This is a genomic window from Methylobacterium sp. J-030 (assembly GCF_022829545.1).
In the GTDB taxonomy this organism is placed as follows: domain Bacteria; phylum Pseudomonadota; class Alphaproteobacteria; order Rhizobiales; family Beijerinckiaceae; genus Methylobacterium.
Map to the genome: position 1 here is coordinate 84,134 of NZ_JAKSYM010000150.1, position 12,499 is coordinate 96,632.

Sequence of the window (12,499 nt, forward strand, 5' to 3'; positions counted from 1 at the left end):
AGCCAGACTTGCGTGGCATCAGCGGACGACGCCCCAGCGCCGCACCGTCACTCGTTCCAGAGTGGCGAACACGACGTTCTCGACGATGAGCCCGATCAGGATCACCAGGAGCAGGCCGGCGAAGACCCGGTCGGTGTAGAGCTCGTTACGGTTCTGGTAGATGTACCAGCCGAGGCCGCCCTTGCCGGAGGCCGCGCCGAAGACCAGCTCGGCGGCGATCAGGGTTCGCCACGCGAAAGCCCAGCCGATCTTGAGACCCGACAGGATCGCCGGCAGCGCTGCCGGGATCAGCACCTGCCAGACGTAGCTGAGGCCTGTGAGCCCGTAATTGCGTCCGGCCATGCGTAGGGTCTCGGGCACCCCCTGGAAGCCCGCGAAAGTGTTGAGCGCGAGCGGCCACAGGACCGCGTGGACTAACACGAAGACGAGGCTGCCGTTGCCCAACCCGAACCAGAGCAGCGCCAGCGGCAGCAGCGCGATGGCCGGCAGAGGATTGAACATCGCCGTCAGGGTTGAGAGCAAGTCGCGGCCGAACTGGGTCGAGACCGCCAGCGTCGTCAGTCCGAAGGCGAGCACGGCGCCGATCAGGTAGCCCTGCGCCAGGACTGCGAGCGAGATCCGGACGCGCTCCACCAGTTCCCCGTCAGCGAAGCCGTCCGCCAGAGCAGAGAGCGTCGCGGTGAAGCTCGGCAGCAGGAGGTCGTTGTTCTGGAAGCGGGCCAGCGCCTCCCAAGCCGCCGCGAGGAGCGCCAGGATTAGTCCCTTGCGCAGCCAGCCCTGCTGCCAGAGCCACGCCGTCAAAGGCAGCGCGCGGGTGACTGGCGCCTCGATGAAGGGCGGCAGCGGCCGATCGTATTCCGGTCGGATCGGCGGCGGAAGGCGGGCGTCCGCGGCGACGGGCAACGTCACGGAGCGGCCCTCTCGGAGGTTCCGGGTTCGGGTTCGAACAGGCGGTCGTGCAGGCGCCGGACGGCTGCCTGGAAGTCAGGGCTGCCCAAGCTCGTCAGGCTGAAGGCGTGGCTGTTGACCTCGCTGCGGACCCGGCCGGGATGGGGCGAGAGCAGCGCCACCCGGTTGCCGACCACCAGCGCTTCCTCTATGGAATGCGTGACGAACAGCAGCGTGAAGTGAGAGTCCTCCCAGAGCGCCAGCAGCTCTTCCTGCATCTTGCGCCGGGTCAGGGCATCGAGCGCCGCGAAAGGCTCGTCCATCAGCAGCACCCGCGGCTGCGTGGCGAGCGCCCGGGCGATGGCGACGCGCTGCTTCATGCCGCCGGAGAGCTGGTGCGGGTAGCTGTCTGCGAAGGGCGTGAGGCCAACCTTATCGATGTAGTGGCGCGCCCGTTGATGGGCAGCGCGCCGGCTAAGGAGGCTGGAGGCCCGCAGCGGGAAGGCCACGTTCTGCAGCACGGTCTTCCAGGGCGGCAGCTGGTCGAATTCCTGGAAGACCACGATGCGGTCGGGCCCAGGGCCGCGGACCGGCACGCCGTCCAGGGTGATCGTGCCCTCGACCGGCGGGATGAAACCTGCAACCGCCTTGAGCAGGGTGGACTTGCCGCAGCCCGAAGGGCCAAGCAGGACGAAGCGGTCCGCTTGATAGATATCGAGATCGATGCGGTGCGCGGCGCGGACCACGCGCGCGGGGGTGCGGTATTCCAGGCTGACCCCGGCGAGACGCAGGAGCGGCGCCGGTAGCTCGCGCGGGGACGATGCTGCCTCGGAATAATCATAGACCGTTGGTTCCGGCGCGAGTGGCGCGGAAATGTCGTGGAGCGCGGTCAGGGTCATGTGCGCGGACTGCTCAACTGCCGGTGGCGGTGAGGGGACTGGTGAAGAAGTAGTCCGACAGCGCCTTGGGCTCGTTCTTGATTGCGCCGACCCTGTGCATGAACTGGCCGAGCCCGAGGGTGTTCTGCGGCGCGACCTTAAAGCTGACCTGCGGATCCTTGATCACCTTGAGGAGCAGATCACGGTCGATCCGGCTGTTGTTCGCCTTGATGTAGATGTCAGCCGCTGCTTCGGGGTTCTCCGTGACGAACTTCGCCGCCTCGTCGAGGGCGTCAACGAAGGCCGCGTATGTCTTGGGACTATCCCGGTAGAAGCGATCAGTCCCGTACAGCACGGTCGAGGAGGCTGGGCCGCCCTGAACATCGTAGGAGTTCAGGACGATGTGGGCGTTCGGGTTCCCGGCGAGTTCCTGGTCCTGGAAAGGCGGGTTGCCGAAATGGGCGCTGATCTCAGTGCCGCCCTTGATGATCGCGGCCGTCGCCTCCGGGTGGGGGACGGCGACGCTGATCTTGTCGAGCTTGGCGAAGTCCTTGTCGCCCCAGAGCTTGGCGGAGGCCCATTGCAGGATGCGCGACTGGACCGACACACCGACCGCCGGCACGGCAATGCGGTCGGCCTCGGTGAGGTCCGCGATGGATTTGACGGCCGACCGGTTGCTGACGAGATAGTAGGGGAAGTTGCCGAGCGAGGCGACGCCCTTGACCCCCTGCCGCCCGCGGGTGCGGTCCCAGAGGGTGAAGAGCGGCCCGACTCCGGCACCGCCGACATCGATCGAGCCGGAGAGTAGGGCGTCGTTGACCGCCGAGCCACCGGAGAGCTGCACGTACTCGACCGCGATTTCGAGGCCCGCCTCCTTGCCGTGCTTCTCGACGAGCTTCTGGTCCTCGATGACATTGAGGAGCAGATAGACCACACCGAATTGCTTGGCGATCCGCAGCCGTCCCTCCGCCGCCGTGGGCCCGATCAGCAGGCCGACCAAGGCGAAGCCCCCGGCCAGGGCGGCGATCCGCCTGCGCAAGATCAGGCTCCATCGCTTATCGACCATCTCAACCCTCGACGTGTACGCATCCAAGAAGCGATGCGGAAAAATTACGAAATCGAGACTAAGATCTGGCTGCTTGCAAAGCAGCGGTCAACGAGAAATATGTATTATCTCTGCACGAGCATGGAGTGTTAAACTCCATAGATCGTGTAATAATTGGAAAAATCATTTCATGCTGTGCCGAGAAGCACGCAATCTGCCTCGGATGCGCTGGAATCCTGCCGGTGCTCGACGATCTCGCCCCGCCGGGAACAGCCTTGGCGCTTGCCGTCGCCTTCGTCTTCGCGGCTGGTGTCGTTGAAGTCCGGCGCTCTCAACACGATCCAGACCGATGCGTCGCGGTGTGCATCGTCGTACTCGTCCTGGCTCTGACGATGGCCGCGAGTGTGGTCGCATTCCGCCCCCTGCAGGCCGGTGATCTCGTCGAAGAGCGGATGCAACGCTGAAGCGATGCCGGTGGTGGAGGCGGCCTGCTCGCGCGGGGTCATGGGCGCGCCTTCTCAGCAAGAACGGGCGGCAGATCCGCCCGGTGAGCATCGCCGGCCACTCACCATGAGCAGTAAACGGTGCAGTGGCGGACGTAGCGGCTGGCCGAGAGGGTCGCCTGCATCGCGGCCATATGGGCTGCGGCCGCCCGACGCTGAGCCCGGCGCTGGGCCCACTCGCGATCACGCACTGCCTGCACCGCCCGCATCTCGGCCTCCCAGACCGCCCGCGCAGTACGCTCCTGATCCAGACGGCGATCGGCTTCGGCGGCGCGCTTGCGCTGACCGGCGAGTTCTTCATCCATCTCGCGCAACCGCTCCTCGACGGTCCGAGCCTTCGGCTGCGTGCGGGGCTTGGTGCGAGGACGAGCCCGGGTCGACCGTCCGGCGGCAGGAGACGGACTCGACGACGGGGCAGCGGCCCGCGCGGCCATCGCGTGACCCTGGGCCTGGGCGAGGGTCATACCGGCGCCTGCCGCAATCCGCTCGGCGCCGGCAAGGCCGGCGGCGCGCTCGCCTCCCGTTGCCCCATGCTCGGCTATGCGGAGACAGCTTTCAAGGCGCCGGCGAGCGGTCGTATCAAGAATGGGCATGACGATTCCTCAGGATGTGGGGGGCGTCGGCGGCCGGGCGGCACGCTTCGAACGGGATGCGGAGGTGCGCCGCCAACTCGCGTGCGGCTTCCTCGCCGAAGATCTCGGCGGCCTCGGCTACCAGTTCGGCGCGGTCCGGCACGTTAATGTCGGTTTCGTCCTTCGGGCGACGATAAGAGCCACGAGCGGGGAGGGGGCCTTCAGGCAGTGGGACACTCGCCCGAAAAGCGTAATGATCGCGTGGAGGGGCGTCGGGTCCCACTGGCGAGCAAGTCATTGATCTCGCTCACTCCCGGTGCCCCTTTCCTGGGCACCATCAGCCGCCTAAAGCGCTGATCCGCTAAGAAGTTCAGTCCGATCATGTGGTTAGGCAAGCCCGCGTGCTACATAGCGGTGCTACACACATGGTCCTCTCGATGTCCCGGCCTCAGCTCCACCCCCGCTCCGGTGTCTACTGGCTGCGCAAGCGCGTGCCGGCCGACCTCGTCGCTGTTGTGGGCCGGCGTGAGGAGTACTTCAGCCTCCAGACTCGAGACCCGGCCGAGGCGAAGCGGCGCCATGCCGAAGAACTGCTGAAGCTCGAACAGCGCTGGGCTGGGCTGCGCGCCGGACCTCGCACGCTAACTGAACGCGAGGCGCATGAACTTGCCGCCGACGTTCACGATCGCTGGTTCGCCCAGCATCGGGATGAGCCGAGCGCTCAGACCTTCTGGCCTGTCGCCCTCGGCCCCAAGGTGTTCGCCTCTGCTACGCCCCTCGACCCAGCAACCATCGGAACGCCTGCCTTCTGGCAGCTCGACCCGGACCACTTTCGCGTGCAGGCGCTGGAGGATTGGTGCCGGGGCTATGCCGAACATGAGTGCGCCGCGCTTGGTCTCGTTGTCGACGCCGAAGGCCGACTGAAGCTCGCGCGAGCGATCGCCGCGGCAGTCCAGCGCGCAAGCCTGCTTCTGGCCCGTCACGCTCAAGGAGAGGTCGCGACGACTCCCTACTTGGCGGCCACTGCTGTGCCTGCCGTCAGTGTGCCGACGCCGGCTTCAAAGCCGGTCACCTTCGAGGATCTGTCCGCTGGCTGGGCGGCGGAGAAGCGGCCGGCGGCTAAGACGCTGTACGAGTGGTCGCGCGTGGTCCGGCAGTTCACGGTTTTCTTGGGCCGCACGGACGCGGCGAGCGTCACGCCGGACGACCTGATCGCCTGGAAGGAGGCGATGATCCGAGAAGGGCGTCACCCCAAGACCATCCGCGATGCCAAGCTGGCGCCGGTGCGCGCCATCCTGCAATGGGCAGTCGACAACCGCCGGCTGAAGGAGAACCCAGCCGCGCGGGTCAGCATGGATGTGAAGAGCAAGGCATCCGAGAGCATCCGGAGCTTCACCGACCAAGAGGCGGCACTCGTGCTGAAAGCAGCGCTGGCTGAAGCCGATCCTGTGCTGCGCTGGGTGCCGTGGCTGTGCGCCTACTCTGGGGCTCGCGTGTCTGAGGTGTGCCAGCTTCGCGCACAGGACGTGGTGCAGGTGGACGGCGTCTGGTGCCTGCGCTTCGACCCCGAAGCTGGGCCGCTCAAGACTGCGAGCTCGGAACGAGCAGTGCCGCTGCACCTGGCGGTGCTGGACAGCGGCTTTCTCGCCTTCGCTCTGGGCATCCCGTCAGGCCCACTGTTCCCGAAGCTGAAGCCGGACGTGTTCGGCAAGCGTGGTGGCAATGGTACGAAGGTGCTGGGGCGGTGGGTCCGCGGGCTGGGGCTAACGGACGAGCGGCTGGCACCCAACCATTCCTGGCGACATCGTCTGAAGACGCTGGGGCGCCGGCATGGACTTGCGCCGGACCTGGTCGACGCGATCACCGGCCACGGCCGGCGCACGGTGGCGGACAGCTACGGCGAATACGAGATGTCCGCGTTGTACCGTGAGTTGATGAAGATACCAGTGCTGAGCTTGCCTGAGCGGGGTGAAGCACCATGCGTTCCCGATCGTTGACGGCGACGCAAACAGCCGGAGTTGACCCTTTGCGGAAGTTCATAAAGTCTGCTTTTGGGGTATAATGCTTGGTGAACGTCCGTGGCTGAAACCGTGAGCGTATGAGCTGCTTTGAGTCGCCGAGCAGGGTATCGGACCTGGAATGCTGTATGAGAGAGCCGTTCTACCCTGCCCGGCAGGGCAGGATTGTTGAGAATCTGGCAATCGAGATTGCAGCGCTATTGTAAGGTTAGCTTTTCCATGCGGTGGTCGCGAACCAACACAGCGGTTCACACCCTTGGTCTTACGCCAAGACAGGGACGAACGGATCCACCCGGTCGGTGAGGAACACGCGTTGCACCTCGCGGCCACCTGCCTCGACGAGCGAGCGGGCTTCCTCCGGTAGCCGCTCTTTGGCCGCCGTGTAGTTGTCCAGGGCGATTGGGTTCGCCGATGCGGCAGAGTCGAGCCGCAGCACGTTCTGCTTGCCGACCAGGAGGAAGGCCTGCCCCAGCGCGTTCTGTGACTGGGCCCTCACCGCTGCATCGAACACCTTTACCCACTGCGCCATGCCACCTCGCGCGCGGGCGTCGCCTACGGTAAACGTCTTCTCGCCGCACCCGAGGCTCAGGATGCGCACTTGATGGCGCTTGATCTCGTAGCACGCCAGCGCATCGACCAAGGCATTCATCACAGGATTATTTGCCCAGACGCCGCCATCGATCATGCGGTAGCCGTTGTTCTCGAACGCGTCGAAATAAGTGGGTGCGGCTGTGGTGGCGAGAGCTATCCGGACCATGCGCTCGTGCCGGTCCTTCTTATAATCCGGGTGGTGTGGGGTCTTGTAGATCCACGGTTCGCCGTGGACGCCCTCGAAGGTCGGGATGACCAAGCGGATCTTGGCATCGCCGAAGACCGTCGAGCCGAAGATCCTCATCAGCTCGGCCTCAAGGGGCGCCCGTTCGTAGGCGGAGCGTCGGACCTGGAGGATCGCGCGCACGGCTTTGCCGATCAGCCCAGCCGGCGGGAAGATCGAGACGCCCCGCTCAGTGTAAAGTTCGAGGATTTCGGACGCCTTCTTGCCGTGCGCCAGCCCCAGAGCAATGATGCCCCCGGTCGAGGTGCCGGCGATCATGTCGAAGTGGTCTGTGATCGAACCGTTGCCGAGGTAGCGTCGCTCGATCTCAGTCAGCATCGCTGCGGGCAGGATGCCGCGGATGCCGCCACCGTCGATCGACAAGATCCGGAAAGGCCGGTCGGCAGGCCAAGGCTGGCGTACTCGCTCGGTCTGGATGGTGCCGTCCGACCGGCGGGGTGGCATATAGTTCATCGTCAAACCTCCTTCTCACCGGCATGACGACCGCCGCCCGACCAGACCCCGGTCGCGCGCCAGCCCTCGTAGCAAACGAGCCAGTCGATGCTCCAAGGGACCGTTTTCTCCGCCAGGAGCATCCACGGGGTCCATTCCCGCGCCTCCATGTCGAAGAGACAAAGCGGCGGGTACGCGGTGCCGTCGTTGTAGACGTGCGGAAGGATTCCCTCTGGATCGTTCCTGCGCGGCTTGAGAGGTGGCGAGAGCACCTTCACCCGCGGCTGGTGGCGCAAAATGGGCATCTCCAGCACGCTCGGCACTCGGTACGAGATCTCGACCTCGTACTCACGCAGGATGGGCTTCAGCGACCCGCGCCAGACGGCGGAGCCCTTGTCCCGGGAGAGCAGGTCGAAGGTCGGCCATTGCCCTCGCATGGTGCCGACCTGCACCTCGATCGGAATCGGCCCGCTCACCACTTCTGAGCACCCATGAACGTGTGCGAGCTGCCGGCAGGCCGAGTTGCCGCCGCCGCCGGAACCGCGGTCACGAGCGCAGGCGCGGCCGGAACGAAGGGCCCAGAGCGATCGTAGCTCTGCCGGCCATCACGGACTGCCGCGCCCATTTCCTCATTCTTGCGCTCGATCACACGTGAGACGACGCCCTTGCCGAACCAGCCGCGGAGAAGATCTCCGATCTCCTCAAGGTCGTAGCGCCCGGCCTTGATGGCTTTGAGACCGTTAGCGAGTTCGTCGAGCCGGTCAGCGAATAGCTTCTGGTCGGCCTGATCCTTCGGCCACCGATCGGTGAACACGTCGTCTCGGTAGACGGGGTTCTCGACGTGTAGCAGGCGCTGGCACGCCGCTGCGGCTCGGATATCGTGCACGATCATCCGGGCCTGGCGGATCACCATGTTGCCCAAGGTGTAGTTCGGCGCCGCCGCGACGCCGGCGTACCGCGATAGCATCACCGAGGGCGGGATCCGCCCGGTTGCTTCGGCGTACGCAACGTTGCGGGCTCGCTTCAGGAGCTGCAGCGCGACGGTGGCCGTGTTCTTGATGGTGAGGTGGCACTGCTCGGGCACCTCGTCGACCTCTGCGTCCGCCTTCACGACACGGCCGGCGGTACGATAGAGGCACTCGTTGTAGGCCTCGGCGAAGTGCTGCTCGTACGGGGTGCGACCCTCGTACCAGGAGGCGAAGCCGTAGGCGTTCATCGGCACGGTGCAGTGCGCCGACGCTGGCTCCTCTCGCTTGGCGTGGAAGATATTGCTCTGCCGGTCCGGGGTGTAGGGATGCCGGATCGACGGGGTGACATCGAGATGCATATTTTCGAAGTAGACCGTGACGCAGCGCGTCTGCCGAACGATCTTCGCCGAGTACCCCTCCAGCGCAGCCTCCACCAAGTCCAGCACGACCGAGGGAGGCATGGCGGGCGGCAGATCGAGCTGGGCGATCACGTCGATGTCGTAGTCACCGTCGGTCCAGCGCGCCGAGATCGTGGCGTCAATGGCCATGCTCCCCTGCGGGTAGAAGTGCAGGATGCGGTCCTTCAGCGGGCTGCCGTCTCGCTCCATGTGCTTCCGCACCAACTCGTAGCGCTTGACCGCGGTCGCATGGAGACCGGGCGGGAGCTGGACGTTGATCGCAATCTCGGCGAGCAACCCGTCGAGGTGGTCGAAGAAGGGGTTGAAGCCGGCCGGCACGAAGCGACGATTCATCAGATACCTCTGGTTGACGCAGCCTCCGCGGGGTTGTGCGGACAGCGGCGCGTGTCATCCTGTCGCCTTAAGCGGACGGCGCAGCTGTTCCGGACATGGCGATGTCCGAATCTTGCGTGCGATCCGCATTCAAGGGTTGGAGGGAGCAGGTTTGGGCGGTCAGGATCCTCGGTGCTCGCCCAAGATTGCCGACGATCGACTCTCCACCAATGAGGTGGCGGCGATGATCGACGGCATGACGGAACACGACCATGACCGAGCGCTGGATCTCGCGGGCTACTTCGCGATCCGCTGCCGAAGTGAGGCGTCAGACCTTTTGCAGGAAGCACTCGTGCGCGCGCTCGGCGGCGAGCGTCGATGCCGACGGGGCGTGCCGCTTCTCATGTTTCTTGGTGGGATCATGAAAAGCTTGGCATCTCAGGCGGTCGAGTCGTGGAAAGAGGGGCACCGGCACGTGCAAGCGACCGACGACTTCTTTCACGCCAAAGCCGCGGACCAGCCTTCACCGGAACACGTCGTGATCTCTAGAATCGACGATGGCGCGGTACTCGCCAAGATTCGCGATAATATCGGTGATGATTACGATCTCCAGTTGCTTCTGGAGGGAATTACAGATGGGATGAAGGGCGTGCAGCTCGAAGAGCTAATTGGAATCGATACTAAGGCGTTGGCGTCGCTTCAGCGCAAATTTCAGCGCCGGGTCAACGGACTGAAAGCGGAGAGGACTTCGGCATGAGCGGGGATCCGAAAGACGATGCCGCGAAGCTGGATGCGCTCGACGCTTTCGTCATGGATCAGATCATCAACTCGCCTCCAGATGACGCCAGGGCGAATGCCGATCCAGACGCCAGCCGAATCGTCCGCAGCGCGGTAGCAAACGCAAAAACGATTATAGGGAAGCGGCGCATGGCAGCCGCGAAAGCCGAATTGGCGGCGGCGACGGCATCGGCGCCCGTAGTGCCGATAGACATCGCGAAAACGAGGCGACGACTCGAGGCACTCGTTCAGGGCGGTGGCGTGCACGGCCAGCGGCTGACCCTCGCAGCTCGAAGTGCAAAAGGCGGCATCGACGCCGACGAGGAGGGAATCCTTGAGGACCTCAACGAACTGCTCGACGGCAATCCGGAAGAAGGTCCATGAGCGGCGGCCTACGCCCCGCGGAACGTGTTCTCGCCAACTTGGGCATCACCGAACCCCGTGAAATCGATGTCGAGGCGATCGCCTGGCACCTAGGGGCGAAGGTGAAGTTCCGCGAACTCGACACGTGCGAGGCCCGGATCCTGGGACATGGCAACCGCGCGATCATCTGCGTCGACAGCCGCAAACGACCCGAGAGGCGCAAATTCTCTATCGCGCATGAACTCGGCCATTGGACGTTCCACCGCGGCCAATGCCTGGCTTGCAGCTCCGACGAGATCGGCAACCGCGCCAGTCGCACGACCGACCCCGAACGGGTTGCCGATGGTTTCGCCGGCGATCTGCTGCTTCCGGCCTACCTTCTGCGCCCGATGTCCCAGCAGGTTCAGCGATGGAGCCTCGCACGGATCCGCGAGGTAGCCATCGAGTTCGGAACCAGCGTTACCGCGACAGCCTATCGTCTCATCGAACTCGACATGCTGCCCGGCTTGCTGGTCTGCCACAACAAGCGCGGGAGGCGCTGGTTCAAGGCCGCACCTTCGGTGCCATCGCGCTGGTTTCCCCAACACGACATGGACCACGACAGCCAGGCATTCGATATGCTGTTCGGGTCAGCACCGGAGCTGGCAGCGCCGAGCCTTGTCGATGCCGATGCATGGTTTGATCAATCCGACGCCGGCCAATACCAACTCCAAGAGCAGACCTACAAGGTGCCGAACGGCGAAGTCATCACGCTTGTACTGCCCGGCCGGAAAATGTTTGACTGAGTACGATCTGGTCACGCGCGAGCCATCGCCACTTTTTTATCACGCCAATCGAGCGCGGCCCGTTGTGGTCGAAGGCCAGTGGTGTTCCCACGCGGGGCTCGATTATGATCAGTGGCGCCGCGGCTCTGTAAAGAAAGCCGTTAATCTAGAGCATTTTCGGTTTAATCGGGATCGTATCCTGCGGCGGCGAAGAAGTTGGCGGCTTCGTCGGGGGTGACGGCATCAACGAGCTGCCCGATTGTGGTCCAGAGCCCTTCGAAGGTGCGCGCGGCGGCCTTGCACAGCAGCGCTTGACGGAGCGGGTCGCGAGGTCGGCCGAGGTTGGCGGGCGCAGGAGCCTAGTCCTCTACAACGACGAGTTCATCGATTTCGAGCCGTAGGTGCGCGACGACAGCCGCAAGACCGTTACGCTCGACCACATCAACGAGGACCAAACAGCAGCTTTCCGCCAATATGGCGCTGAAGCAGCCGATCCGTTTTTGGCCAGGCGTTTCGTTCCGTGTTCTTTGGCCTGCCGATAAGTAGACCCTTTGAACACCCGAGAAGGATCGACACCGGAAGGCTGGCTTTCAGAACCTGGACGTCCGCTATCGGGCAGCGGGGCGATGTCCGCTCATGGCGCATTGACGAAGGTAGCGTTTCGATCTCTAGGCAGGCAACTTACTAGTTCGATTTGGGCAAGTCTGAAGCTGCGAATTTGGATACGAGGTTCTCGAGGCGCGCAGAAGGCCGACGGTAGCTTACAATCGCTACATCGAGCTCCGACCCAGTCAGCAGTCGGCAGGCCCGCAGCAGAGCCTCGTCAATCCAGTCGTTCTCGTTCCCAAACGCACCGCCGCCGAGGCGGGTGAGCAGCACGCGTCGTGAACCACCGCGGGCGGCGTTCAGCACCCCGGTCAGCAACGTAGCCTCGTAGGCCGCTTCCAACACCAGCCGCGCGAACGGCACCCAGGCCGCGGCCGGGACATCCGAGTAGGCGACCGGTAGCGCCGAGCAGAATGCCTGCGTGACCAGCGGGCCGGGCGCCTGCCCATCCGTCACCTCGACGTCCCAGTGCACCCCGATCCGCAGAAGCCCGCGCAGGGCGTCCCGCGCCGCGTCGTCGGCCTCCGTCAGCAACGCGCCGATCGCCGCCAAGCCGGCCGCGGTCGCGAGCGCGTAGCCGTTCTGCTTGCGCCAGAGGGCGGACACCGTGGTATCAAGGCGGCCTGCCAACTCGCGGCCGAGGTCGGCCAGACCGTCGAGCTGCCGGTCTGCTGTTTGGCCGAACGCACCGTCCAACGGAACTAGGTAGTTGCGAAAGATGGTCGCCGCGCCGGCCGCCATGGCGCAGGCCGGCCCTTGGGTGCCGTCTTGTGCATAGCCGGTGACACCGTCCTCGGGCGTGATGCCCTCGTGGACCATCTCCAGCATGTTGAACTGCGAGGCGACCTGAAACAGGGCGTCACGGTTCTCCGGCAGCCGGTGCATCTTGCGGACGTCGCCCTGAACGATCGACAATCTCAAGCGGCCTGGCAGGACGATAGCGTGGGCTCGGGCGCGCAGTTCGGCCAGGCTCGGCAGCTAAAGGATGCCGACACCATAGCTGCGCCGCGTGGCGTCCGAGCGCAGTCGCTTGTCGACGACGGACAGCCGGCGCTGCGTCTCCGCGTAGTCACCCTCCGGAAAGCCGGTCAAGGCCTCGAACCAGTCCATGCCGCAAAC

Annotated in this window: 15 protein-coding genes and 1 pseudogene; 4 read left to right on the plus strand and 12 right to left on the minus strand. The window is 64.9% G+C overall.

All coding sequences use genetic code 11. The features are described 5' to 3' along the window. Positions 1-18 precede the first annotated feature (18 nt). The 6 genes from MKK75_RS09020 to MKK75_RS09045 all read right to left on the minus strand — a co-directional run bounded on the left by MKK75_RS09020 (position 19) and on the right by MKK75_RS09045 (position 4,049). Positions 19-909, minus strand: coding sequence for an ABC transporter permease (locus tag MKK75_RS09020; protein ID WP_244042250.1), 891 nt, complete (start codon positions 907-909; stop codon positions 19-21). After that, entirely contained in the window at positions 906-1,787 is an 882-nt protein-coding gene (locus MKK75_RS09025) for an ABC transporter ATP-binding protein (RefSeq protein WP_244042251.1), read from the minus strand. The genes MKK75_RS09020 and MKK75_RS09025 overlap by 4 nt, the downstream gene beginning before the upstream one ends. Positions 1,788-1,800: 13 nt before the next feature. Next, positions 1,801-2,832, minus strand: a complete 1,032-nt coding sequence (locus MKK75_RS09030) for an ABC transporter substrate-binding protein (protein ID WP_244042252.1) — start codon at positions 2,830-2,832, stop codon at positions 1,801-1,803. A gap of 167 nt (positions 2,833-2,999) precedes the next feature. Then, positions 3,000-3,317, minus strand: a complete 318-nt coding sequence (locus MKK75_RS09035; protein ID WP_244042253.1) for a hypothetical protein — start codon at positions 3,315-3,317, stop codon at positions 3,000-3,002. 59 nt (positions 3,318-3,376) lie between these two features. Beyond that, the gene (locus MKK75_RS09040) at positions 3,377-3,619 is read right to left on the minus strand and encodes a hypothetical protein (protein ID WP_244042254.1); all 243 of its coding nucleotides are present in this window, start codon (positions 3,617-3,619) and stop codon (positions 3,377-3,379) included. 274 nt (positions 3,620-3,893) lie between these two features. Beyond that, positions 3,894-4,049, minus strand: a complete 156-nt coding sequence (locus MKK75_RS09045) for a hypothetical protein (RefSeq protein ID WP_244042255.1) — start codon at positions 4,047-4,049, stop codon at positions 3,894-3,896. A gap of 262 nt (positions 4,050-4,311) precedes the next feature. Between MKK75_RS09045 and MKK75_RS09050 the strand changes: the two genes are divergently transcribed. Beyond that, the gene (locus MKK75_RS09050) at positions 4,312-5,883 is read left to right on the plus strand and encodes a site-specific integrase (protein WP_244042256.1); all 1,572 of its coding nucleotides are present in this window, start codon (positions 4,312-4,314) and stop codon (positions 5,881-5,883) included. Between the two features lie 283 nt (positions 5,884-6,166). Here the strand turns inward: MKK75_RS09050 and MKK75_RS09055 are convergent, their stop codons facing one another. From MKK75_RS09055 to MKK75_RS09065, 3 genes are read right to left on the minus strand one after another with little or no spacing between them, the layout of a single operon-like run. Next, the gene (locus tag MKK75_RS09055) at positions 6,167-7,192 is read right to left on the minus strand and encodes a CBASS cGAMP-activated phospholipase (RefSeq protein WP_244042257.1); all 1,026 of its coding nucleotides are present in this window, start codon (positions 7,190-7,192) and stop codon (positions 6,167-6,169) included. A 2-nt stretch (positions 7,193-7,194) separates the two neighbouring features. Next, positions 7,195-7,647 (minus strand): hypothetical protein, encoded by a 453-nt coding sequence (locus MKK75_RS09060; protein WP_244042258.1) that lies wholly within the window; start codon positions 7,645-7,647, stop codon positions 7,195-7,197. Continuing rightward, a complete protein-coding gene (locus MKK75_RS09065; RefSeq protein WP_244042259.1) occupies positions 7,644-8,891 on the minus strand; it encodes a nucleotidyltransferase in 1,248 nt (415 codons plus the stop codon). Before MKK75_RS09065 ends, MKK75_RS09060 begins: the two co-directional genes overlap by 4 nt. Positions 8,892-9,003: 112 nt before the next feature. Here MKK75_RS09065 and MKK75_RS09070 point away from each other — a divergent pair, with 112 nt between their 5' ends. The 3 genes from MKK75_RS09070 to MKK75_RS09080 are packed head-to-tail and all read left to right on the plus strand — an operon-like array spanning position 9,004 to position 10,795. Beyond that, a complete protein-coding gene (locus MKK75_RS09070) occupies positions 9,004-9,627 on the plus strand; it encodes a hypothetical protein (protein ID WP_244042260.1) in 624 nt (207 codons plus the stop codon). Continuing rightward, the gene (locus tag MKK75_RS09075; protein ID WP_244042261.1) at positions 9,624-10,031 is read left to right on the plus strand and encodes a hypothetical protein; all 408 of its coding nucleotides are present in this window, start codon (positions 9,624-9,626) and stop codon (positions 10,029-10,031) included. Before MKK75_RS09070 ends, MKK75_RS09075 begins: the two co-directional genes overlap by 4 nt. Beyond that, on the plus strand, positions 10,028-10,795 hold the full coding sequence (locus MKK75_RS09080; protein ID WP_244042262.1) for an ImmA/IrrE family metallo-endopeptidase: 768 nt from the start codon (positions 10,028-10,030) through the stop codon (positions 10,793-10,795). Before MKK75_RS09075 ends, MKK75_RS09080 begins: the two co-directional genes overlap by 4 nt. A 161-nt stretch (positions 10,796-10,956) precedes the next feature. Here the strand turns inward: MKK75_RS09080 and MKK75_RS09085 are convergent. The 3 genes and pseudogenes from MKK75_RS09085 to MKK75_RS35665 form a co-directional block, all read right to left on the minus strand. Next, positions 10,957-11,088, minus strand: a pseudogene (locus MKK75_RS09085) (IS630 family transposase); the annotation flags it as partial. Between the two features lie 370 nt (positions 11,089-11,458). After that, the gene (locus MKK75_RS09090; protein WP_244042263.1) at positions 11,459-12,265 is read right to left on the minus strand and encodes a hypothetical protein; all 807 of its coding nucleotides are present in this window, start codon (positions 12,263-12,265) and stop codon (positions 11,459-11,461) included. A 93-nt stretch (positions 12,266-12,358) separates the two neighbouring features. Then, positions 12,359-12,490, minus strand: coding sequence for a hypothetical protein (locus MKK75_RS35665; RefSeq protein WP_279593714.1), 132 nt, complete (start codon positions 12,488-12,490; stop codon positions 12,359-12,361). Positions 12,491-12,499: the final 9 nt, after the last annotated feature.